Below are 21,185 nucleotides of genomic sequence, written 5' to 3' on the forward strand. Positions count from 1 at the left end.
GGGACCCGCGCTCAACGATAGCGCCCCGTCCGCGACACCCAAGGCTCCTCGCCCCGCCCCCAGGGTGTGGGTATGAGCCTTGCCCGCCGTGGTTTGATGGTACCGATGAGCACGCAGGACGACCCCGCCGCGCCGGCCCCGATGGCCGGCCATCACCCGTTGCGGGACGACGATCCGGCGCGGGTCGGTGACTTCTGGCTCGATTCCCGTCTGACCGCGACGCCGGCGGGGACCGCCTTCTCCGCGCACGAGGACGGCGGCGACTCGGTGATGCTGCTGCTTCTCTCCGAGGGCGCGGCCACGGACGCGGCGGCACGCGCCCGCTTCTCCGGCGAGGTCAACGCCATGCACATCGACACCGTCGTGGCGCGTGGTGGCGAGGGGCAGGACGAGGGCCGGATGGCGGTGCGGTTCCGGCACGAGGACGACGACCCGACTCTCCCCCACCACGCCACGCTCGCCCCATGGGTGGCGCTGGCCTTCGACGGGTCGCTGGCCGCGGTGATGGAGGCGGACAGGGTGCTGCGAGCCGTGGACCTGTCACGGACGCCCCCGCTCAGCGAGCCCGCAGGGCCCGACTACCGGCTGCATTGGATCAACCGGACCGAACGGGGCGCCACCCGCATGTGGCCGCTCCCCTGGCCCGGCCGGACGGACCGGGCGGGGTGGATCACCATGCTGGTGTCGTTCCTGCTGATGGCCCTGATCACCGCACTGGCCCTCCTGCTGGCCATCCTGCTGTTCCAGAACCAGCCTCCGGTCAACGCGCCCCAGCCCATCCCGTCGATGGGTGAGGGCAGCGGCGAGGGCTCCGGTTCGGGGTCCGCCAGCCCCCAGTCCCCCTCAGGCTCGCAGGACGGCAGCGGCAGCCCGGTCGATTCGTCTCCCGGCAACGATCCCGGGCCGTACTCGGACAGCCCGTCGATGAACCAGCCGAGCGGCGATCAGTCCGGGCCGGGAGATCCGTCGCCCAACCGTCGGCTCTGAACGCCGTCGCCCCCGCGATATGCTGGCGGCCGGCCCAGGGGCGGTAGCACAGCCGGTTAGTGCAGCGGACTCATAATCCGCGGGTCGCGGGTTCGAGCCCCGCCCGCCCCACCAGCGCCCTCACAGGAGGTGCCGCGACACCGCCGCCAGCCACGCCGCGACACCAGGGGGCCCATCGGCCACCACGTCCGCGTGGTCCGTCAGGGCCGGCAGCTCGTGCGAGCCGCTCACCACCACGCAGGTGGTCAGCCCCTGGCTGCGCAGGTCGCGTAGGAGGTCGAACGCCGGCAGGTCACCCAGGTCGTCGCCGCACATCGCCACGACGGAGGCGCCCGTCTCCCGGATGAGGTCGCGGAGGGCGTCGCCCTTGGTCAGGGACGAGGATCGGAGTTCGAGCACGTGCCTGCCCGGCTCCAGGACCAGAGAGTTGGCCTCGGCGATACCGGAGACGATGGGCTTCAGGATGCGGAAGGCCTCCACCGGGTCCGGGCAGCGCCGAACGTGGACGCCGACCGCCCGGCCCTTGTCCTCCAGGTGCACGCCGGGCAACCCCAGGTCCGCCAGCGCCCGCTGGATCTGCACGGTGGCCACTGCAACGCTCTGGGGCGTCTCCGGTGGTGTCTCGACACCGGTGCGGGCGTCCCACCGCTCCGCCCCGTACTGCCCCAGCACCACGACGCCCCCGAGCCCGGCGCGCCGCTCGAGCTGTCCGAGTTCCCTCACCTTGGCCACCGGGCGCCCGGTGATGATGGCCACATGCCCCACTTTCGGGCCCAGTTCAGCCAGCGCCTCGGCCGCCTCCGGCTGCATCTCCGACGTCTCCGGATCGTCGACGATGGGCGCCAGCGTGCCGTCGAAGTCCATCGCGATGAGCACCCTTGCCGGGTCGGCGGCAGTGGCCGCCAGGAAGTCGTGCGCGGCCGGGGTCTTGGCGTGCCAGGTGGTCATGGCTCCACTGTGCCATGCCGGGCCGACGGTTCCCCTCGCTAGTCTGGGGGTCCGAACCAGGAGGTAACGATGCCGCACCGTGCCAGTTTCGTCGTCGTGGCGAACCGACTCCCCGTGGACCGCGTGACCGCCGACGACGGCTCCGTCGACTGGCGGACCTCGCCAGGAGGGCTGGTCACGGCCCTGGAACCCGTCATGCGCCAGAAGGGCGGCGTGTGGATCGGGTGGCATGGCGCCCCCGACGAGACGGTGGAGCCGTTCACCCACGACGGCTACTCGATCGTCCCGGTTCCGCTGACCACCGGCGAGCACGAGGAGTATTACGAGGGCTTCTCGAACGCGACGGTGTGGCCCCTCTTCCACGACACTGTGGCCTTTCCCGAGTTCCACCGGGAGTGGTGGGACGCCTACGTCGGCGTCAACCGGCGGTTCGCCGAGGCGGCTGCTGAAGCAGCCGACGAGGACGCGACCGTGTGGGTCCAGGACTACCAGCTTCTCCTCGTCCCACAGATGCTGCGCGCGCTGCGTCCGGACCTGAGGATCGGATTCTTCCTCCACATCCCGTTCCCGCCGGTGGAGCTCTTCTCCCAGCTCCCGTGGCGCAGGGAGATCCTCGAGGGGATGCTCGGCGCCGATCTCGTCGGCTTCCAGGTGCCGGGCGGGGCGTCCAACTTCCTGCGCCTCGTCCGTCGCCTGACGACACACAAGGTCGAGCGGGACCGGGTCCAGGTGGGCTCCGGCCACGCGTGCGTAGCCCGCGCCTATCCCATCTCGATCGACACCGAGGGCTTCGCGGCCCTGGCGGAGTCCCCCGAGGTCGTCGCGGAGGCCGAGGCGCTGCTCGACGAGCTCGGGCACCCGAAGCTGGTGTTCCTCGGCGTCGACAGGCTGGACTACACCAAGGGCCTCCGGCAACGGATCCGGGCGATGGGCGAGCTGTTCGAGGAGGGCCGGCTGGATCCGTCGGAGGTGGTGTTCCTGCAGGTGGCCACTCCTTCCCGTGAGCGGGTCGAGGAGTACCGGCGCCTGCGCGACGACATCGACCTGCTCGTCGGCCGGATCAACTCGGAGGTGGGGGGCATCGGGCGGCCGGCGATCGTCTACCGGCACGCAGGCTTTCCCCGTTCGACGATGGCGGCCATGTACCGCATCGCCGATGTGATGGTGGTCACCCCGCTGCGCGACGGGATGAACCTCGTCGCCAAGGAGTACGTGGCGTGCCACCCGTCCACCAGCGGGGCCCTCGTCCTCAGCGAGTTCGCAGGAGCGGCGCTCGAGTTGAAGCAGGCATACCTGGTCAACCCCTACGACCTCAACGGCATGAAGGCCGCCCTGGTTCAGGCGGCCACGGACCCACTCCGTGACCGGCAGCGGCGGATGCGTGCCCTCAAGAAGCAGGTGGCCACCCACACCATCGACGACTGGGCCCAGGCCTTCCTGGGAGACCTGGCCGACCTGCGCTGATCACCCGCGGCAGTCAGCATCGCCGGCCAAGGTAATGGTCACCCTGCCCAGATCAGGCCTCCTCCACCCCGGCGGCACCCGCGTGCGCGAAGATGCGTGTGGGTAGGTGTCGGGCCGCGAGGCCACGAGGTTGGTCAGGGGGCGCGATGGAGGGCGGCAGGGGCTTTCCCTCTGTGTCCGTGGTGATCCCATGCCTGAACGAGGAGCTGTTGTTGCCAGGACTGCTCGACGCCCTCACCGGACAGACCGTGCCGCCGAGCCAGGTTGTGGTGGCGGACGGGGGCTCGGACGATGACACCGTGCGGCTCGCGCGGCGCGCGGGGGCCGTGATAGTTAGGGGCGGATTGCCCGCAGCGGCACGGAACCGCGGGGCCGCCGCCTCCTCCGGTGAGCTCGTGCTCTTCCTGGACGCCGACGTGCGTCCGGGCACCCAGTTCATCGAGCATGCCGTCGGCGAGTTCGTCGGACGCCGACTGGACGTCGCCACGGCAGCGTTGGTGCCGCTGGAGCGGGCCTGGGACTTCAGACTCGTGTACGCGGTCATCGCCCGAGGGCTCCAGTGGGCCGCGCAGGTGCGGCCGCACGCCGTGGGGGCCTGCATCCTGGTCCGTCGGAGTCTGCACGACCGGATCGGGGGATTCGACGAGTCGCTCGCCCTCGCCGAAGACCACGACTACGCAAGGCGGGCCGCACGCATCGGGCGCTTCGGCGTCCTCCGCTCGGTGCGGATCCCGACCTCGATGCGCCGGATCCGGCACCTGGGCAGGGTCCGCTACGGCCTGGTCGCACTGTTCTCGGAGATCCGCTCGCTTCTGGGCCGTCCCGCCCGTGGGATACCCGACGGTTACGACCTCGGCGGGGACCACGACGTGGGGGCCCCGTGAGCGGCGCGGCGTGGCGCCGTCTGGGGCGCATCCTCGCGCGGCCCTCGACGGAGGTGCAGGGCGACGCCGTCGCGGTCGCCGTCGTCGCGGGAGCGGTCGCGGCGGCGTCCATCCTGGTGGCGCTGCGGACGGTCGGCCAGGAGCGCACCTACGGGCGCTTCCTGACGACCACAGTCGCGACAGCCAGCTACGACATCAGGGACGCCACGGGAGCGCTCCTCGCCCGATCGGGTGAGGACGAGATCGTGGAACTGCACGTGGTGCGCCACCTGCGGCAACTCGCCGCCCTGAGGGCCCAGGGGAAGCCTGGCCGCCTCGCCGCAAGGGTGGAGATCTTCACCGGCCTGAGGGCGTTCTCCGACGACTTCGACGATCCGCGTTACGCCCGGGCCACCGTCGTCGTCGCCCGGGCCGGGGTCGCCCGTGCCCTGCTGAGGCTGGGGTTTCGAGAGGCGCCCGCGCCCCGGCTCGATCTGGCCAACCGCGCCGAGAAGTGGGTGCTTGGCCTGCGCAGCGGCGCCCCCTCCGGACTGCCTGACTGCCTCGTCGTCATGCCGAGGGCCCAGTGGGAACACCCACGGACCCGCTCGCTCCTCGACGAGTGGATCCGCCGCTGGCGCGCCGACTGACCGGGTCCGACTCGGCCGCCGGAGGCCCCGCCACTGCGGTCCTCAGAACCGGTGGATCTGATCACCGGGTAACTGACCGACCAGCTCTCATCCTGGGCTCTGGGGTCGGGGAAGGTCCAGCTCCACCCACACGGGTAGGTCGGCATCACCTTCATAGGGAGGCTGGACGGTGTAGCCATGCTGGCGGTAGGGCAGTCCGGGGTACAGAAAGGCGCTGCTGTCCAAGACGAGCCGTTGGCAACCACGATCCATCGCCACAGACTCGAGAAGCTCCAGCAGCTGACTTCCGACGACCACCCCGCCAGGACCGCTGGTCAGCAGACTCAGCCGCGAGGCCAGCGCCACGGGCCCCGACAGAGACATCACCGCCCCAGCGATCGGATGCTCCTGATCGATCACCATCGCCACGTCGTCCGACGGCGCCACCGTCCAGCCGGACCGCCACGCAGGATGTCGCAGGGCCATCCGACCCAACAGCTCGCGGGCAGCGGGGTCGGCTCCGGTGGCCAGAATCGCCCCGAAACGCGCACGGCTCACCTCGATCCGCCCGACCCGGCCGCCGCGTTCGGCCAGCTCATACGCCGGCGACGCACCCGCCACCAGGGCCGGGAGAGGCCCCGCCGGCCTTGCTGTCAGACAGGGCCGTACCGCCCAGCCCCCGACGAGGAAGGGTGAGGCTGCCATCCGCCGCTGGTGGGGGTCGGGCACCTCATCGCCTGCCATCAGGATCTCCCACCGACGCTGATGGACGTCACCCGACACTGCCACCGGCCGCGGAAGCCCCCACAACTCGCACAGGGACCGCGCATCGACAGCCTCGGCCAGGGCCAGACTGATGCTCGGGGTCGGCGACACCAGGGCGCGGCCATCGACCCACACGTGATGGACGCCGACAGTTGTGACGACGCCGCTCCCGGCGGGCCACGACGTTGCATCGATCAAGTCGGCAGCACTCACCGCCCCCCGCAACCTGGCTGGCAACGCGGCCAGGAACGTGAGGAGTGCATCAGCGCCCATCGCAGCAGGCTAACCCAATCGGCCCTCGGAGTCGCTGGCCGAGAGCTGACGACATTGGGCACGGCCATCGCTACTGTCGTGTTCCTCGTGTCTCCACTGCGGCCGTGCGGCGCTCTTGGTGCGGACATTTGGTCGATCCGACTACAGGCCCACCCCAGGCTGGTTGCCCAGTAGTTGCCCACCGAGTAAGAGAGAAGCCGCTCGGACTAGTGTTTTGCCTAGTCAGAGCGGCTTTCACGCTGGCTCCCCGGACTGGACTCGAACCAGTAACCCTTCGATTAACAGTCGAATGCTCTGCCAATTGAGCTACCAGGGATTGGTGGCATGCCACGCGAGAAAGAACGTTAGCAGATCGGTCCGGGACGTGCGAATCCGGGAGACACGGCCCGAAGGCACGTCAGAAGTACTCGGCCGCGAGCCTGTCGGTCTCCGCGACGACGGCGTCACGCGTCGCCGGATCCTCCAGGTCGGCGCCTCCTGAGGGCACGGCGTACCAGTGGAGCTTCGACTCCTCGCCAAGGCTGCGCCGGCCGACGATCTGCACCTGTCCCCTCGTGCCGTCCACCACGCTCTGGACGACGGTGGAGGCCTGCACCCGCTCCTGGAACAGCTCAGGCAAACGGCCCGCGTCGCTGAGCCGGGCCTCGAACCGCTCGCCCTCCACAGTCCGCCAGCGGAAGGTGTTGGACTCGCCCACCCAGGAGCCGCTGCCGATCTCCTCCCAGCCCCACACCCGCCAGGTGTCCCCGATCAGGCGGGCCAGGGCGGAGCGTGTGCCCACCAGCACCACCCCCTCCCCCACGCCGTGTGCCAGCACATCCGCGCGGTGCCCAAGGGCCTCGTTCAGCCCTTCGTGTACGGCCGGGTCAAGACGGTTGAACAGTTCCATGCCCCCATTGTGCTCCGTGTGGATAAGAAGTGTTGTCCGTCTGGACTTGTCCACAGTCTGCTGCCGGCCCCTGGCCCCGGACATCGCCCAGGGGCAAGGCTGGGGCCATGGATCTCAACGAGTTGCGGCTCCCCGACGCCTGGTTCGGCCCCGGGGAGGACCTCGCCTGCGCGAAGGTCGTCGAGGCCGGTCTGTATGCGGCGCACCTGCTGGACCTGCACGGGCCGGACCCGGAGCTGACCCGGCTCGTCGCGGCCGCGGCTGAGGCCACGGACCGCTTCTGGGCCGTCGGGCTGAAGGTGGCCATGCAGCAGGCCCGGCGCCTCGCGGTCGCCTACGATCTTCCCTCCGAGGACCTCTTCCAGGACGGGTGCGTCGCAGTTGCGGAGGCGATCGAACGCTTCGACTTCACACGGGGCGTCAGGTTCACCACGTTCGTCTTCGAGGGAGTGGCCCGCACGCTGGCCGAGGGTGCCAGGCACCGGATGGGTCGTCCCACGGCGTCGCGGGCCGACCGCCGGGCGGCCCGGCTGGCCGGTGCGGAGCGGGACCGCGAGGCCGCGGCCGGCAACAGCATCGATATCGCCCGAGCGGCGGCCGCGGTGGGGGTCTCCCCCACCGCGGCGGGCCGGGCGCTGGTTCGGATGATCAGCCTCGACGACGTCATCGCCGCGGACCCGTCGGCAGAGGCCGGGTTCGCCCGGGTGGACTCTCACGGGCTGGACTTCCTGAGCCTGCTCAGCGCCCGGCACCGGCTGGTCCTCGAGCTCCGTTACGGGCTGTGGGGGGAGGCGCTCACCCTGGCGGAGACCGCACGTCGGATGAGCGCCTCACAGTCCACGGTCCACCGGTGGGAGGGGGAGGCCATCGCTGCCGCCCGGGAACTCCTCGCCGGCGAACGGACCACGCGGGTCAGTGCGAGATCGCCTCGCCTGCCCCCGCCCCGGTCATGGAGCGCACCTCCATCTCCACCGCGAACTCCTCATCGCCCCGCTCGGGTGAGGTGACCGTGCCCAGCCAGCCGGCCAGGAACGCCAGCGGCACGCTGACCAGCGCCGGGTTGTCCAGCGGGAACCAGGCGAAGTTCACGGCCTCGCCCATCATGGACGTCTTCGATCCCGAGATGGCCGGGGAGAACACGATGAGCAGGACGGCCGAGACCAGCCCGGTGTAGATGGACCACACCGATCCGCGGGTGTTGAACCGCTTCCAGTAGAGGGTGTACAGGATCGACGGCAGGTTGGCCGAGGCCGCCACCGCGAACGCCAGCGAGATGAGGAAGGCGATGTTCTGGCCGTTTGCCGCGATGCCGCCGAGGATGGCCAGGACGCCGACCACGATGGAGGTGTACCGCGCCACCTTCACCTCCTGTGCCGGATCCGCCTTGCCGTCCTTGAGGATCGAGTTGTAGACGTCGTGCGCGAAGGACGCGGACGCCGTGATCGTCAGGCCCGCCACCACGGCGAGGATGGTCGCGAACGCCACCCCGGAGATCACCCCCATGAAGATCTCGCCACCGAGGTTGAGCGCCAGCAGCGGCGCGGCCGAGTTCGCCCCACCCGGCGCGGCCAGGATGTTCTGCTGGCCCACGAGCTTCGCCGCTCCGAGGCCGAGGACCAGGGTGAACAGGAAGAACACGCCCACCAGGATGATCGCCCACACCGCCGACTTGCGGGCCTCCTTGGCGGTGGGCACGGTGTAGAAGCGCATGAGCACGTGCGGGAGGCCGGACGGCCCCGCGATCAGGGCGAGCGACAGCGACAGGAAGGACAGCTTCGTCCAGTCGGTCGCGCCGTAGCGGCCCATCGGCTCCAGCAGGTCCTTGCCGGTTCCGGTGGTCGCGTCGAGAGCGGCCTGCTGGGCGGCCAGGGCCAACCCGTCGAGGTTGAAGCCGTTGCCCATCAGCACGAGGAAGGTCATGACCGCCGCGCCGCTCACGAGGAGCACCGCCTTGATCATCTGCACCCAGGTGGTGCCCTTCATGCCCCCGATGAGGACGTAGACGATCATGAGGACGCCCACCAGGCCGATGACGAGGCTCTGCATGTTCCTGTCCGAGACCCCCAGGAGCAGGGCCACCAGGCCACCGGCTCCGGCCATCTGCGCGAGCAGGTACACGAAGGAGATGACGAGGGTGGAGGTGGCCGCCGCGGTGCGCACCGGCTTCTGGCTCATCCGGAAGCTGAGCACGTCGGCCATCGTGTACTTACCGGTGTTGCGCATCGGCTCGGCGACGAGGTAGAGGGCGATGAGCAGCGCGACGAAGAATCCGACGGAGTAGAGCAGGCCGTCGTAGCCGTAGATGGCGATAGCGCCCGTCACGCCGAGGAAGGCGGCGGCCGAGAGGTAGTCGCCGGTGATGGCCAGGCCGTTCTGGCGCCCGGAGAACTTTGCGCCGCCCGTGTAGAAGTCTGACGCCTTGGTCTTCTGGCGGCTCACCGTGATCACGACGGCCAGCGTGGCCGCGACGAAGAGCGCGAAGACCGCGATGTTGATGACGGGGTTGCCGTACTGCGGGGTCTCGAGGAGCGTGATCATGCCGCACCCTCGTTCACGATGTGCGCCTTGATCGAGGCGGCCAGGGGATCGAGCCTCCGGTTGGCGTAGTTGACGTAGATGGCCGTCCAGATCCACACGACGGCGAACTGGAACAGGCCGAGCATGATGCCGGTGTTGAGACCCACCATGCCGAGGAAGGGCGAGGCCATGAAGTCCACGGCGTAGATGGAGAGCACCACGTAGACGAAGTAGGAGGTGAGCCCGGCGATCGTCATCGGAAAGGCGAAGCGCCGGAAGCTGTTGCGCAGCTCCCGGAACTCAGGGGTCTTGGCGACCTCGACGAACACTGCTCTGGAATCGACTGAATCCAACGGATCCACGGTACGGCCTTGGGACATGATTCTCCTGAAGGTCGGCGAGACCACAGTGTCTCGACGTGAAGATACTTTAAGCACGCGGGGCATGACAATGCAATCCCGGACTTTGTCAGTATCCGAGCGGCTGCGCCGACGGCGTCAGCCGAGGCCGACGGCGAGGAGCTCCTTGCGTCGCATCTCCAGTCCGGTCAGCTCCGCGAACTGGGCGCGGTGGCCGGAAGGGTCCTTGACCGGATCGGTCCGCTGGAGACGGGACTTCAGGTCCGCGATCTGTCGCGTCACCCGGGCCAGCCTCAACCGGGAGGTGTGCGCGAGAGAGTAGGTCTCGTCAGCCTCCCGGAGCAGAGGCTCCACGATGAGAGCCACCAGCAGTTGCCGCACCAGATCCCCGGGCGCGGCGTCACGCAACCGCGCCGTCCACCCGTCGCCGTACTCGACGGTGGTGAGCAGCCGGAACACCGCGGCGTAGCCGGGGTGGGTGAAGTCCGCCTCCTCCACCGCGTTCCAGGCCGCGTCGAAGGTGGTGGGGTGCTGCAGCATGAGCTTCAGCGTGTCCCGCTCCAGGCGCAGCGCCGGGTCGTCGGGGTTGGGCCATGCGGGATCCGGCGCAGGGCGCTCGTGCGGATCGTCGGGGAGCGGCCCGTCGTGCGTGCCCCGGTGGCGGGCCCGAGCCGCCTCACGCCGGACGTCGTCGAGGTCCATGCCCAGCACGCCCGCCAGCTCGCGCAGGTACTGGTTGACCAGCGACTGGTCGCGGATCGATCCCACCAGTTCGGCGCCCTCGCGGGCCGCGGCAAGGCGTCCGTCGGCCCTGTCGAGGTCGTGGCTCTTCGCGATGTTGGCCATCACGAACCTGTAGAGCGGGATGCGCCGGGCCACCAGCTCCCGGACGGCCGCGTCACCCTGCTGAAGCCGCAGGTCGCACGGGTCCAGGCCGGTGGGTTCGACGGCGACGTAGGTCTGGGTGATGAAGTTCTGGTCCCCCTTGAACACCTTGAGCGCGGCGGCCTGGCCGGCCTTGTCGCCGTCGAAGGTGAAGATCACCTCACCGTGCAGCCCGTCGTGGGTGCCCATGAGACGCTGGAGGAGGCGGGCGTGATCGTCGCCGAACGCCGTGCCGCACGACGCGACAGCCGTCTCCACACCGGAGAGGTGGGCCGCCATCACGTCGGTGTAGCCCTCGACGATCACGGCCTGCGCCTTGCGGCCGATCTCTCGGCGCGCGAGGTCCAGCCCGTAGAGGACGTGCGACTTCTTGTACACCGGGGACTCGGGGGTGTTGATGTACTTGGCCGGCAGCCGGTCGTCGTCGTAGATCCTGCGGGCCCCGAAGCCCAGCACGGCCTGCGCCGAGTCCCGGATGGGCCACAGCACCCGCCCGACGAAGAAGTCCCGTCCGCCCTGGCGGGTGAGGCCGGCGGCCTGGAGCACCTCGTCGGAGAAGCCCGCCGCACGCAGCGTCTGCCTGAGCGCTCCCCCGTGCCGGGGCGCGTAGCCGATCCGGAAGCGCTCGGCCACCTCCCTGTCGAAACCCCTGCCGTGCAGGAACTGGCGGGCCTCGATGGCCTCCGCCGACTCGAGCTGGCGGGCGTAGAACTCCTGCGCGGCCTCGTTGGCCTCCAGTATCCGCCTGCGCTGGCCGGGGGCCTGGCCGGGTGTGCCGTCGTCCTCCACCCGCAGCACGAGGCCCGCGCGATCCGCCAACACCTGCACGGCCTCGGTGAAGGAGAGGTTCTGCTGCTTCTGCAGGAACGTGATGACATCGCCGCCCTCCCCGCAGCCGAAGCAGTAGTAGAACCCGCGGGAGGGGGTGACGGTGAACGACGGCGTCTTCTCGTCGTGGAACGGACACAGCCCCTTCAGGGAGCCGCCGCCCGCGTTGCGGAGGGCGACGTAGCCGCCCACCACATCGTCGATCCGGCTGCGCTCACGGACGGCCGCGATGTCCTCGTCGTTGATCCGGCCCGCCACGGTGCCACTGTACCCGGGCCGCTCGGCCGGTGCGGGGTCAGGCGCCGCGGCCGATGCCCCTCGGGAGCTTCCGGGGGTCCCAGCCGAGCAGATGCCGGGCCTGCTCGAACGCGAAACGGTCTGTCATGCCGCCCACGTAGGTGACGACGCCGCGCAGCAGGTCGTCGCCGCGGTACTCGTGAGGCAGTGCGGCGGGCGTGGCCAGGTAGTACTCGACGAGATCAGTCAGCACGCGCACGACCGTGTGCGACTGGGCCACCGACTCGGGCCGTGTGTAGATGCGCTCGTAGTTGAACCGGCGCAGCTCACCGAGCGCCTCCGCCGTCGCCGGGTCCATGCCCACGACCCCCGTGGTCGAGGTCGTCGCGATGACGGCGGTGATGAACGTGGACAGCTGCCGGGTCCTGGTCACCCCTGCCACCTCCCGCACCACCGGCGGCAGGTCGGCGACGGCGACGATCCCGGCGGACACGGCGTCCTCCAGGTCGTGCGCGCAGTAGGCGATCCGGTCCGCCCAGGACACGATCTCCCCCTCGAGGGTGGCCGGGGCGGGCCGCGACCACGAGTGGTTGCGGATCCCGTCGAGGGTCTCGACCGTCAGGTTGAGGGGACGGAGCACCACGTCCGCGCCCCAGGGACCGTGGTCGTAGCCGCCCTCGATGAACTGGTCGAAGGCGTCCTCCGAGGCGTGGCCCCCCGGCCCGTGACCGCAGTCGTGGCCGAGCGCGATGGCGTCGACCAGGGTGACGTTGGCGCCGATGCCGCGCGCCATGGCCACGGCGGCCTGGGCCACCTCGACGGCGTGCGTCAGCCGGGTTCGCTGGTGGTCCGTGGGATAGACCACCACCTGCGTCTTGCCCGCGAGGCGGCGGAAGGCGGCCGAGTGCACGATCCGGTCCCGGTCCCGCTCGAAGCAGGTCCGGAACTCGTCCGGCTCCTCGGGCCGCTCCCGCTCCCCCGCACCGACCGCGTGGCTCGCCTCGGGGACCAGCGTCAGATGCTCCAGCGCCTCACGCTGCTCGCGCCGCCTCGGGTCCCGCGCCGAGGCGCGCGCCGACGACGTGGCATGCGCGGTGATGACGCCCCGGCCGTGGCCCTGCATTGTGGAGGCCCAGAGCCTGGTGCGCGGAAGTGGAGTGTCCATCGCCTCCAACCGTAGCGACCTCAGCGCTCGGCGCGGGGCACCCACTCGGACAACTGGTTGCCCACGTACACCTGACGCGGCCGGTAGATGCGCTGCTTGGGGTTGTCCGAGACTTCCTTCCAGTGCGCGATCCACCCCGGGGTGCGCCCGATGGCGAACATCACGGTGAACATGTCGAGCGGGATGCCGATGGCGCGCAGGATGATGCCGGAGTAGAAGTCGACGTTGGGGTAGAGCCTGCGCGACGCGAAGTAGTCGTCGGCCAGCGCCGCCTGCTCCACCTGCCGGGCGATGTCGAGCAGCGGGTCCGTGATGTGCATCGCGTCGAGCAGCTTGTCGGCGGCCTCCTTGAGGATCTTCGCCCGGGGATCGAAGTTGCGGTACACGCGGTGACCGAAGCCCATGAGCTTGAAGCCGGAGGAGCGGTCCTTCACCCGGTTGACGTAGGACTGGGGGCTGGTCCCGGTGTCGCGGATGTACTCGAGCATCTCGATCACGCCCATGTTGGCGCCACCGTGCAGCGGGCCCCAGAGCGCGTTGACGCCTGCCGCGACCGAGGAGAACATGCTGGTCCCAGCGGAGGCCACCATGCGCACGGTCGAGGTGGAGCAGTTCTGCTCGTGATCGGCGTGCAGGACGAGGAACATGTTGAGCGCGTGCGCCACCTCGGGCGTTGCCTCGTAGTCCCGGTAGGGGACGGAGAACATCATGTGGAGGAAGTTCTCGGCGTAGTTGAGGTCGTAGCGGGGATAGGCGATCGGCTGCCCGATGTGGGACTTGTACGAGGCGGCCGCGATGGTGCGGGTCTTCGCGATCAGTCCGGCGGCGGCTGACTTGAAGCGCTGCGCGTCGGTGAACTGGATCTCTGGGACCTCGTGTGTCTGCAGCGCGTTGACCATCGCGGAGAGGATGGCCATCGGGTGCGCAGTGGCAGGGAATCCGTCGAAGTGCTTGCGCATGTCGCGGTGCAGCGCCGCGTTCTCGGTCAGCAGGTGCCGGAACTCGGCCCGCTGCTCCTCGTCCGGCAGTTCGCCGAAGATCAGCAGCTCAGCGGTCTCGATGAAGCTCGATCGCTCCGCCAGGTCCTCGATGGGGATGCCCCGGTAGCGCAGGATCCCCTTCTCGCCGTCGATGAACGTGATGGCCGACTTGCACGAGCCGGTGTTGCCGTAGCCGTCGTCGAGGGTGATCAGTCCTGTGCTGGAGCGCAGCGACGAGATGTCGATGGCCCGCTCGCCCTCACTCCCGGTGATGACGGGGAGTTCGTGGCTCACTCCGTCGATGGTGATGGTCGCGGTCTCGCCCATGGAACCTCCTGGGGCCGGGCCGGCCCAGGGGGGCCGGCGTTTGCCCCACAATAACGATGGGATCTGGCCAGGCCCGGGTGGGGCCTACTTTCGGGTCTGGGCCCGCCCGAGGAACAGCAACGCCACGCCCATCACGGCGATGCCGAAGGCGCTGCTGCCGATCCGCTCCCAGTTGAGCGACTCCGCCCCGGTGGTCGTGGACTGGAAGTACGCGCTGACGAACAGCACCAGCACCGACAGCAGGGCGACGGCCCGGCCGATCTGGGCCCAGATCGGCAGCTTCTTCTTCGCGCCGCTCGTCGCGTTGTCCGTGGGGTCGCCCGTGGGTTCGGTCATCGTCATCCTCCGCTCACGCCGATCTCGGCGTCAGATAGGTCCAGCTCACACCCGGAGGTGTCGTCGTACCAACCGTACGGCAGCACCACCTTGCCGCGCGGCGACCCCTGGCGGCCCCGGGGCGTGCCCAGCTCCGCGGCGGGGAAGTCAGCGTCCTGCTCCAGCTGCGCCACCAGCTCCCGCAGCTCGTCCATCGTCGAGACCATGGCGAAACTCCGGCGCAGTTCCCCCACCGGATAGCCCTTGAAGTACCAGGCCATGTGCTTGCGCAGGTCGGTCAGCCCATGCCTCTCCCCGACGTAGCCGGTGAGCAGCTCGGCGTGGCGCAGCAGCATGCCCCCCACCTGCCCCAGCGTGGGCCGGTGGCGGAGCGCGTCGCCGGAGAACGCGGCGGCGAGGTCCCCGAACAGCCAGGGCCGGCCGAGGCATCCGCGGCCCACGACCACGCCCGCGCAGCCGGTCTCGTCCATCATGCGCAGCGCGTCCTCCGCCTCCCAGATGTCGCCGTTTCCGAGGACCGGGATGTCGACGGCGGAGACCAGTTCGGCGATCCGCGTCCAGTCGGCCTCCCCCGAGTAGGCCTGCTGCACGGTGCGCCCGTGGAGCGCGATGGCGGCGGCGCCCTCCTCCTGGGCGATGCGCCCGGCGTCGAGGAACGTCTCGTGCGCGGCGTCGATGCCGATCCGGGTCTTGATGGTGACGGGCACGCCGAACTCGTCGGCGGCGCGGACCGTCTCCCGGACGATGGCGCGCAGGCGGTCCCGCTTGTAGGGCAGGACGCCGCCGCCCCCCTTGCGGGTCACCTTGGGCACGGGGCAGCCGAAGTTGAGATCGATGTGGCCCACGGCGAAGTCCCGGGCGAGGATTCTCGCGGCGTCAGCCATCACGTCAGGGTCGACGCCGTACAGCTGCACCGAGCGCGTGGTCTCGCCCGGGTCGAACTGGAGCATGGCCCGGGTCTTGGGATCCCCCACCACCAGACCGCGGGAGGTGATCATCTCGCAGACGTACAGCCCGGCCCCCTGTTCGCGGCACAGCTGCCGGTAGGCGGCGTTGGTGACCCCGGCCATCGGCGCGAGGACCACGGGAAGGTCCACGACGACGGCGTCGCGGCGGCTGGGCGCGTGCAGGCGCAGCGGCTGGATGACGGGCAACGGATCTCCTGGGATGTGGGCGGCGACCCCCCAGCCTACGTCAGACGGGCGAGGTGAACCTCTGCCGGATGGCCGCCACTGCCGCTCCGCGCGCGTAGTCGTGGAAGTCGAGGGGGGCCAGGACAAGCTCCGGGAAGAGGAGGTCCTCCCGCCAGTCGTGGGTCAGGACCTCTCGCACGACGTCCAGTGAGCCCCGCAGGACGTGGATCCCCTCGCCGGTGATGAGGATCGACTCGGGTGCGAACGCGATGGCCGCCCCGCGCACCAGCCAGCCTATGGCGCGCTGCGCATCGTCGATGGCAGGCCCGGCCTCGGCCGTGCAGAGCGCCTCCTCGAACGTCAGCGGCCGTCCGGCGAGCTCGCTGGCCGCATCTGCCACGGCGTCGAAGGACAGCACGTCGCCGAAGACGCGCCCGTCGGGCAGCCAGAGCCGGCCGAGGATGGCGGCCGCCCCCTGCCGGCCGAGGAGGAGCTGGTCGTCGACCACGGCTCCGCATCCCACGCCCATGCCGAAGGTGACGACGGCGAAGTGCGTCAGCCCGCGACCGGCACCGAACCAGTGCTGGTACAGCGTCAGACCGTCGATGTCGTTCGTCGCGGCGCAGTCGACGCCGGTGAGCTCCGTCACGCGCCTGGAGAGGTTGCCGCCCCCGGGCCACCGGAGCATCCGGGTGGCGTGCAGGACACCGTCCGGCTCCACGGAGGCCGGCAGGCACACCCCGACCGCCGCGAGCCCCGGGGCGTCGCGCACCACCTCGGCGAGCCCCTGAGCCGTGGATTCGAGCGTGGTGGTGTCCAGGTCGAGCTCCGACGACTGATGCACCTCCCCCGCCAGGCCGGTGCGCACCACCCACGCGTGCCCGGGCACGACCTTCACCCCGAGGAAGCTGGCCGACTCATCCACGACGCGCAGCGGCAGCGGGGGCCGACCGATCTCGAGGACCGACGGCGGGCCCTGCTCGAGGACTCCGCTTCCGAGCAACGGCTTGGTGATCCGGGTCAGTGACCCCGACGAGAGCCCCAGCAGCCTCGCTACATCGGCCCTCGAGATCGGCCCGTGACGCAGCACCGCGAGCGCGACGCTCCGCGTGGTGGCGTCCACGGGCCAGTGGGTCATGTCACAGCCGCTCCAGCTCGAAGATCACTGCGGTGTCCGGCTGCATCTGGGGGGCCCTGATGCCGGCGTGCATCAGCACGTGCCCGGGGAGCACCAGCGGGCTCCCCGCGGCCTCCCATGGCACGATGTGGATGGCCGGGACGAGCTGGCGGTCGATGACGGTGACGCGATAGGTGGCGTCGGGATCCAGGCCGGGGAAGGGCAGCATCCCCAGTGAGACCACAGGGCTGGCCGACAGCACCGACAGCGAGAAGATGGCCTTGCTCTCAGTCACCACGCCCTTGAAGTAGCAGTCCGGCTCGCGCATGTCCACGCGCACCTGACGCCCTGCCAGCAGCACACCGCGGTTGGCCTTGTACCAGTCGATCCACCACCGCAGCTGCCCGAGTTCCTCGTCCGTGGCCTGCGCCAGGTCCCACTCGATGCCGAGATGCCCGAACACCGCCGTGGCGGCCCGGAAGTCGATGTCGTGCCAGCGCGCGGTGCTGTGGGAGCGGCCGGACGCGATGTGGCTGCCCTGGAACTCCGGGGGCAGCAGCTGGCTGGTCCAGGTCAGGAGCCGTTGACGCTCATGGGGGTCGATCACGTCCGAGACCCAGACGCGCTCGACCCGGCGCATCACCTCCAGGTCCACCCGCGCGCCTCCGGAGCTGCACGATTCGAACTCGACATCGGGATGGTGGTGGCGCAGCGTGTCGAGGAGCCGGTAGTAGGCGATCGTATGGGCGTGCACGGCCGGCTCACCGGACGGCGCGGTGCCTGCGTCGATGAGATCGCGGTTGTGATCCCACTTGACGTAGTCGATGCGGTACTCGGTCAGGATGGCGTCCATCTGCGAGAACACGTGCCGCCAGGCGCCGTCGATGGACAGGTTGAGGACGTGCTGCTGGCGGGCCTCGACGGGCAGGCGGCCGGAGGGCTGCATGATCCACTCCGGGTGCGCCCGGGCCAGGTCCGAGTCGAGGTTGACCATCTCGGGCTCGAACCACAGGCCGAACTCCATCCCGAGGTTCTTCACCCGGTCGACGAGCGGGTGAAGGCCCTCGGGCCACACGTCTGGCGAGACCACCCAGTCACCCAGGCCGGCGCGATCATCGCGGCGGGCCCCGAACCAGCCGTCGTCGAGCACGTAGCGCTCCACGCCGAGGGCGGCCGCCCGCTCGGCGAGGTCGATGAGCCGATCGGCGTCGTGGTCGAAGTAGACGGCCTCCCAGACGTTCAGCGTGACGGGCCGCTCGGGGGACGGCGCGTGGGGCAGGGACCGCAGCCAACCGTGGAAGCGGTCCGCCTGCTCGTCGAGGCCGTCGGCGTAGTTGAAGAACAGCCACGGGGTCCGGTAGCTCTGGCCGGCGCCGAGGATCCCCTCGCCCGGCAGGAGCAGCTCGCCCCCGGCGAGGACCTGATGCCCGATGAAGTCGCGCTCCGCGACGTGGAGGTGGTTGCCGCTCCATGCGGTATGGACCGACCACACCTCCCCCGAGCGGAAGCCGAGTCCGGGAGCCGAGGCGTGGAGGACGTAGGCCGCGTCGGCCCCGGTCCGCCCGTGCCGTCCCTCGCGCCGGTGCTGGCCGACGGTGAACTCACGCCGCTGCGGGAACCGTTCCACTCCCCAGCGACCGGCGAAGTCGAACAGCTCCGATGCCCTGCTCGGCACGGGCAGCGCGAGGGTGAGCTCGTCGACGGAGAACGGCGCCTCGTCGAGGTTCGTCAGCTCGCCGCGCAACCTCACCAGGCCCTGCGGGGTGAGCTCGAGCGTGATCCTCAGGTCGAGCCGCGACGTGGCCGAGTGCGCCTGGAACTCGACGGTGCACGGCCCGAGGTTGGCCAACGGCTCCGCGGGGCGTCCGTCGGCCAGGACGCCGGTGACCGCCCAGTCCGGAGTCCAGTCCCGGCCGGCACGGGAGCCGACCAGGCCGGGGCGTCCGGCCCAGGCGTGGCGTCCCTCCAGCAGGATGCCGAAGCGGGGCGGCAGATCGGGGTTGTTCGGCCCCACCTGGACGACGTTGGCGAGAGCGAGGGCGTCGAACTGGTCGGCCGTGAGCGCTTGGAGCTCGTGGCCCCAGTGCAGCACCTCGGGCAGGCGGGACTCCGCCACCGACACGGCGATCGAGACCCCGGCGGCGGTGAGGAGAAGGCGGGTGTTCATGTGGGACCCCCTGGGTTCAGTAGGTGCCGCGAGGAAGGTTCTCGCCGACCTCGTCGGCGGGGAGATAGGCGCTCGGCTCGTCGACGGCGCGGGACAGCAGGGGCGTGAGGATCATCTTGGCCTCGTAGCCGTTGAAGGAGCGCCGGTACTCCCCCACACTGGCCCACCGCCCGACGAGGGCGAAGAGCCCGGGGTCGTCGATGTTGCGCACGAGCTCGATCCCCAGGCATCCGGGGCGCGCGGACCACCACCGGACAACGGCCATCGCCTCGTCGACGAAGTGGGGACCGGGGGCGGAGAAACGTGTGATGACCAGCACGGGAGTGAAGGCTACCCCGGGCCGGGGAACGCTGTTCCACCGGCCCGGGGAGCGGCTCAGCCCTTGACCGCGCCCGAGGTGAGGCCCCGGACGAAGTACCGCTGCAGTGCGAAGAACACCACGAGCGGGAGGATCATCGAGATGAAGGCACCGGCGGTGAGGAGGTGCCAGTTCTCGCCGCGGGTGCCCAGAACGCCGGCCAGCGCGATGGTGAGCACCGCGTTCTCGCCCTGGCCGAGGAAGATCAGGGCCACGAGCAGGTCGTTCCAGACCCAGAGGAACTGGAAGATCGCGAACGAGGCCAGCGCAGGCATCGACATGGGGATGATGAGGCGCCAGAACGTCTGCCAGTGCGACGCGCCGTCGATTTCCGCCGACTCCACGACGGACTTCGGCAGGGACGCCATGTAGTTGCGCAGGATGTAGACCGCCAGCGGCATGCCGAAGCCGGTGTGCGCCAGCCAGACGGTGGCGAACTGGCCGTTGATGCCGAGCTGCTGGAAGATGATGGACAGTGGCACGAACGAGACCGAGTTGGGCACCACGAGGAGGCCGACGATGACGATGAACAGCACGTCACGTCCCTTGAACTCCATGAAGGTGAACACGTACGCGGCGAATGCGGCGATGAGGATGGGGATGATCGTCGCCGGGATCGCCACCGTCATCGAGTTGATGAACGCCTCGCCGAAGGGGGTGGCGCCCGTGGTCATGACCTCGCCGTAGTTCTCGATCGTGATCTGGGTGGGGTTGGCGAACACGTTCCACCAGCCGTTGGAGTTGGCCTCGGAGCGCGGCCGGAGCGAGGTGATGAAGAGGCCGATGGTGGGGATGAGCCACAGGAGGCACATGATCACGACGATCGACTCGATCAGCCACAGGAACTTTCCCGATCCGACCGAGCGGGCCGATTCCTCGCCGCGCTTGACCTTGACCTTCTTGGGGGAAACGACGACGCTCATGAGTTCGCCTCCTGGAGCCGGAACTGCCGGACCTGGTACACCAGGACCGGGATGATGGCGATGATGAGGATCACGACGATGGCCGACGCTGTGCCGGGATCACCGTTGCGGAACAGCGCCGCGTAGAACGCGTTGCCCAACACGTTGGTGTTGTAGTTGCCGTTGGTCATCGCGTAGACGATGTCGAAGATCTTCATCACGCCGATGAGCACGGTGATGAACACCGTGATCACGGTGGGCCACGCCTGGGGGAGGATGATCCGCCAGAAGATGGCGCCCTCCGAGGCGCCGTCGATCCGCCCGGCCTCGATGGTGTCCTCCGGTACGCCCTTGAGGGCGGCCGACAGAAGGACCATCGCGAAGCCCACCTGGGTCCAGATGTAGACCACCATGAGCAGGAAGGTGTTGAACCTGACTGCGTCGATCTGCAGCCACGTCTGGGGCGAGCCACCCAGCGCGACGACGATCGCGTTGAGCAGACCCACCTGCGAGGAGCCCTCAGGACGCCAGGCGTAGACCAGGTTCCAGATCGTGGAGGCGCCGACCATGGAGATGGCCATCGGCAGGAAGATGATGGACTTGGCCGTCTTCTCCGCCATCGGCTTGAGCTTGTCCACCAGCACGGCGACCAGCAGGCCGAAGGCCACGATGGCGGCCGGAGCCACGATGATCCAGAGCACGTTGTTGATCAGCGTGTTGATGAATCGGGGATCGGCGAACAGACGGGTGTAGTTGTCGAGGCCGACGAACTCCAGCAGCCGGCCGTTGCGGCCGCGCCGGAAGCTGGCCGTGACTGTCTCGACGGCGGGATAGAGGAGGAAGATGCCGATCGCGGCGTAGGCCGGCAACAGCAGCGCGTAGGGCTTCAGGCGGAGTTCCCACTTCTTCGGGAGGAGCTCGCATGCCTTGTTCAACAGCCAGAACAGCGCCACCGCACCCAGCACACCCACCACGACCGCGCCGAGCGCGAGGCCGAGTTTTTCAAACATGGGGTTGCTCCTGAGTGGTGAGGTCGGCGGTGGTCCGAGCGTTCTC

Annotated in this window: 20 protein-coding genes and 2 tRNA genes; 6 read left to right on the forward strand and 16 right to left on the reverse strand. The window is 69.7% G+C overall.

Going from position 1 to position 21,185, the window contains the following annotated elements:
• The first annotated feature begins 105 nt into the window (after positions 1-105).
• Positions 106-987: a hypothetical protein gene (locus ACX1D3_RS12290; protein ID WP_458994118.1), complete on the forward strand. Its 882-nt coding sequence runs from the start codon at positions 106-108 to the stop codon at positions 985-987.
• Between the two features lie 37 nt (positions 988-1,024).
• Positions 1,025-1,101 (forward strand) — tRNA-Ile (locus ACX1D3_RS12295).
• A 6-nt stretch (positions 1,102-1,107) separates the two neighbouring features.
• On the opposite strand, the gene otsB is transcribed toward ACX1D3_RS12295, so the two are convergent.
• On the reverse strand, positions 1,108-1,935 hold the full coding sequence (gene otsB / locus ACX1D3_RS12300; RefSeq protein WP_458994119.1) for a trehalose-phosphatase: 828 nt from the start codon (positions 1,933-1,935) through the stop codon (positions 1,108-1,110).
• A 69-nt stretch (positions 1,936-2,004) separates the two neighbouring features.
• Here otsB and ACX1D3_RS12305 point away from each other — a divergent pair, with 69 nt between their 5' ends.
• The 3 genes from ACX1D3_RS12305 to ACX1D3_RS12315 all read left to right on the forward strand — a co-directional run bounded on the left by ACX1D3_RS12305 (position 2,005) and on the right by ACX1D3_RS12315 (position 4,912).
• The gene (locus ACX1D3_RS12305; protein ID WP_458994120.1) at positions 2,005-3,399 is read left to right on the forward strand and encodes an alpha,alpha-trehalose-phosphate synthase (UDP-forming); all 1,395 of its coding nucleotides are present in this window, start codon (positions 2,005-2,007) and stop codon (positions 3,397-3,399) included.
• A gap of 146 nt (positions 3,400-3,545) precedes the next feature.
• On the forward strand, positions 3,546-4,283 hold the full coding sequence (locus ACX1D3_RS12310; protein WP_458994121.1) for a glycosyltransferase: 738 nt from the start codon (positions 3,546-3,548) through the stop codon (positions 4,281-4,283).
• Positions 4,280-4,912, forward strand: coding sequence for a hypothetical protein (locus ACX1D3_RS12315; protein WP_458994122.1), 633 nt, complete (start codon positions 4,280-4,282; stop codon positions 4,910-4,912). Before ACX1D3_RS12310 ends, ACX1D3_RS12315 begins: the two co-directional genes overlap by 4 nt.
• 87 nt (positions 4,913-4,999) lie before the next feature.
• Here the strand turns inward: ACX1D3_RS12315 and ACX1D3_RS12320 are convergent, their stop codons facing one another.
• The 3 genes from ACX1D3_RS12320 to ACX1D3_RS12330 all read right to left on the reverse strand — a co-directional run bounded on the left by ACX1D3_RS12320 (position 5,000) and on the right by ACX1D3_RS12330 (position 6,818).
• A complete protein-coding gene (locus tag ACX1D3_RS12320) occupies positions 5,000-5,929 on the reverse strand; it encodes a GNAT family N-acetyltransferase (protein ID WP_458994123.1) in 930 nt (309 codons plus the stop codon).
• A gap of 240 nt (positions 5,930-6,169) precedes the next feature.
• Positions 6,170-6,245: transfer RNA gene (locus ACX1D3_RS12325), tRNA-Asn, on the reverse strand.
• Between the two features lie 81 nt (positions 6,246-6,326).
• A complete protein-coding gene (locus ACX1D3_RS12330) occupies positions 6,327-6,818 on the reverse strand; it encodes a hypothetical protein (protein WP_458994124.1) in 492 nt (163 codons plus the stop codon).
• Between the two features lie 107 nt (positions 6,819-6,925).
• Between ACX1D3_RS12330 and ACX1D3_RS12335 the strand changes: the two genes are divergently transcribed.
• Positions 6,926-7,825 carry a sigma-70 family RNA polymerase sigma factor gene (locus tag ACX1D3_RS12335; protein WP_458994125.1) on the forward strand — a complete coding sequence of 300 codons (900 nt, stop codon included), beginning with the start codon at positions 6,926-6,928 and terminating at the stop codon, positions 7,823-7,825.
• Here ACX1D3_RS12335 and ACX1D3_RS12340 read toward each other — a convergent pair.
• From ACX1D3_RS12340 to ACX1D3_RS12395, 12 genes are all read right to left on the reverse strand, one after another.
• Positions 7,731-9,356, reverse strand: coding sequence for a monocarboxylic acid transporter (locus ACX1D3_RS12340; RefSeq protein WP_458994126.1), 1,626 nt, complete (start codon positions 9,354-9,356; stop codon positions 7,731-7,733). The two genes, ACX1D3_RS12335 and ACX1D3_RS12340, sit on opposite strands and share 95 nt — an antisense overlap.
• A complete protein-coding gene (locus tag ACX1D3_RS12345) occupies positions 9,353-9,688 on the reverse strand; it encodes a DUF485 domain-containing protein (RefSeq protein WP_458994127.1) in 336 nt (111 codons plus the stop codon). Before ACX1D3_RS12345 ends, ACX1D3_RS12340 begins: the two co-directional genes overlap by 4 nt.
• A 144-nt stretch (positions 9,689-9,832) precedes the next feature.
• Positions 9,833-11,665 (reverse strand): DNA primase, encoded by a 1,833-nt coding sequence (gene dnaG, locus ACX1D3_RS12350; protein ID WP_458994128.1) that lies wholly within the window; start codon positions 11,663-11,665, stop codon positions 9,833-9,835.
• Positions 11,666-11,702: 37 nt separating this feature from the next.
• The gene (locus ACX1D3_RS12355; RefSeq protein WP_458996546.1) at positions 11,703-12,767 is read right to left on the reverse strand and encodes an HD domain-containing protein; all 1,065 of its coding nucleotides are present in this window, start codon (positions 12,765-12,767) and stop codon (positions 11,703-11,705) included.
• Between the two features lie 62 nt (positions 12,768-12,829).
• The gene (locus tag ACX1D3_RS12360) at positions 12,830-14,116 is read right to left on the reverse strand and encodes a citrate synthase (protein WP_458994129.1); all 1,287 of its coding nucleotides are present in this window, start codon (positions 14,114-14,116) and stop codon (positions 12,830-12,832) included.
• Positions 14,117-14,200: 84 nt separating this feature from the next.
• A complete protein-coding gene (locus tag ACX1D3_RS12365) occupies positions 14,201-14,452 on the reverse strand; it encodes a hypothetical protein (RefSeq protein WP_458994130.1) in 252 nt (83 codons plus the stop codon).
• 2 nt (positions 14,453-14,454) lie between these two features.
• Positions 14,455-15,606, reverse strand: coding sequence for a tRNA dihydrouridine synthase DusB (gene dusB / locus ACX1D3_RS12370; RefSeq protein ID WP_458994131.1), 1,152 nt, complete (start codon positions 15,604-15,606; stop codon positions 14,455-14,457).
• Positions 15,607-15,646: 40 nt separating this feature from the next.
• A complete protein-coding gene (locus ACX1D3_RS12375; RefSeq protein WP_458994132.1) occupies positions 15,647-16,723 on the reverse strand; it encodes an ROK family protein in 1,077 nt (358 codons plus the stop codon).
• Between the two features lies 1 nt (position 16,724).
• Positions 16,725-18,869, reverse strand: a complete 2,145-nt coding sequence (locus ACX1D3_RS12380) for an alpha-galactosidase (RefSeq protein ID WP_458994133.1) — start codon at positions 18,867-18,869, stop codon at positions 16,725-16,727.
• Positions 18,870-18,885: 16 nt separating this feature from the next.
• Positions 18,886-19,188, reverse strand: a complete 303-nt coding sequence (locus tag ACX1D3_RS12385) for an antibiotic biosynthesis monooxygenase family protein (RefSeq protein WP_458994134.1) — start codon at positions 19,186-19,188, stop codon at positions 18,886-18,888.
• Between the two features lie 56 nt (positions 19,189-19,244).
• On the reverse strand, positions 19,245-20,150 hold the full coding sequence (locus tag ACX1D3_RS12390) for a carbohydrate ABC transporter permease (protein ID WP_458994135.1): 906 nt from the start codon (positions 20,148-20,150) through the stop codon (positions 19,245-19,247).
• On the reverse strand, positions 20,147-21,139 hold the full coding sequence (locus tag ACX1D3_RS12395) for a carbohydrate ABC transporter permease (protein WP_458994136.1): 993 nt from the start codon (positions 21,137-21,139) through the stop codon (positions 20,147-20,149). Before ACX1D3_RS12395 ends, ACX1D3_RS12390 begins: the two co-directional genes overlap by 4 nt.
• Between the last annotated feature and the right edge of the window lie 46 nt (positions 21,140-21,185).

This window comes from Tessaracoccus yangjingae (assembly GCF_054483935.1).

What these genes read in the sequence shown, in the direction of transcription:
- ACX1D3_RS12320 (WP_458994123.1), bottom strand. Translation starts at nt 5,929, where the DNA reads ATGGGCGCTGATGCACTCCTCACGTTCCTGGCCGCGTTGCCAGCCAGG.
- ACX1D3_RS12355 (WP_458996546.1), bottom strand. Translation starts at nt 12,767, where the DNA reads ATGCAGGGCCACGGCCGGGGCGTCATCACCGCGCATGCCACGTCGTCG.
- ACX1D3_RS12395 (WP_458994136.1), bottom strand. Translation starts at nt 21,139, where the DNA reads ATGTTTGAAAAACTCGGCCTCGCGCTCGGCGCGGTCGTGGTGGGTGTG.
- ACX1D3_RS12305 (WP_458994120.1), top strand. Translation starts at nt 2,005, where the DNA reads ATGCCGCACCGTGCCAGTTTCGTCGTCGTGGCGAACCGACTCCCCGTG.
- ACX1D3_RS12310 (WP_458994121.1), top strand. Translation starts at nt 3,546, where the DNA reads ATGGAGGGCGGCAGGGGCTTTCCCTCTGTGTCCGTGGTGATCCCATGC.
- ACX1D3_RS12375 (WP_458994132.1), bottom strand. Translation starts at nt 16,723, where the DNA reads ATGACCCACTGGCCCGTGGACGCCACCACGCGGAGCGTCGCGCTCGCG.
- ACX1D3_RS12390 (WP_458994135.1), bottom strand. Translation starts at nt 20,150, where the DNA reads ATGAGCGTCGTCGTTTCCCCCAAGAAGGTCAAGGTCAAGCGCGGCGAG.
- ACX1D3_RS12360 (WP_458994129.1), bottom strand. Translation starts at nt 14,116, where the DNA reads ATGGGCGAGACCGCGACCATCACCATCGACGGAGTGAGCCACGAACTC.
- ACX1D3_RS12290 (WP_458994118.1), top strand. Translation starts at nt 106, where the DNA reads ATGAGCACGCAGGACGACCCCGCCGCGCCGGCCCCGATGGCCGGCCAT.
- otsB (WP_458994119.1), bottom strand. Translation starts at nt 1,935, where the DNA reads ATGACCACCTGGCACGCCAAGACCCCGGCCGCGCACGACTTCCTGGCG.
- ACX1D3_RS12335 (WP_458994125.1), top strand. Translation starts at nt 6,926, where the DNA reads ATGGATCTCAACGAGTTGCGGCTCCCCGACGCCTGGTTCGGCCCCGGG.
- ACX1D3_RS12365 (WP_458994130.1), bottom strand. Translation starts at nt 14,452, where the DNA reads ATGACCGAACCCACGGGCGACCCCACGGACAACGCGACGAGCGGCGCG.
- ACX1D3_RS12380 (WP_458994133.1), bottom strand. Translation starts at nt 18,869, where the DNA reads ATGAACACCCGCCTTCTCCTCACCGCCGCCGGGGTCTCGATCGCCGTG.
- ACX1D3_RS12340 (WP_458994126.1), bottom strand. Translation starts at nt 9,356, where the DNA reads ATGATCACGCTCCTCGAGACCCCGCAGTACGGCAACCCCGTCATCAAC.
- ACX1D3_RS12330 (WP_458994124.1), bottom strand. Translation starts at nt 6,818, where the DNA reads ATGGAACTGTTCAACCGTCTTGACCCGGCCGTACACGAAGGGCTGAAC.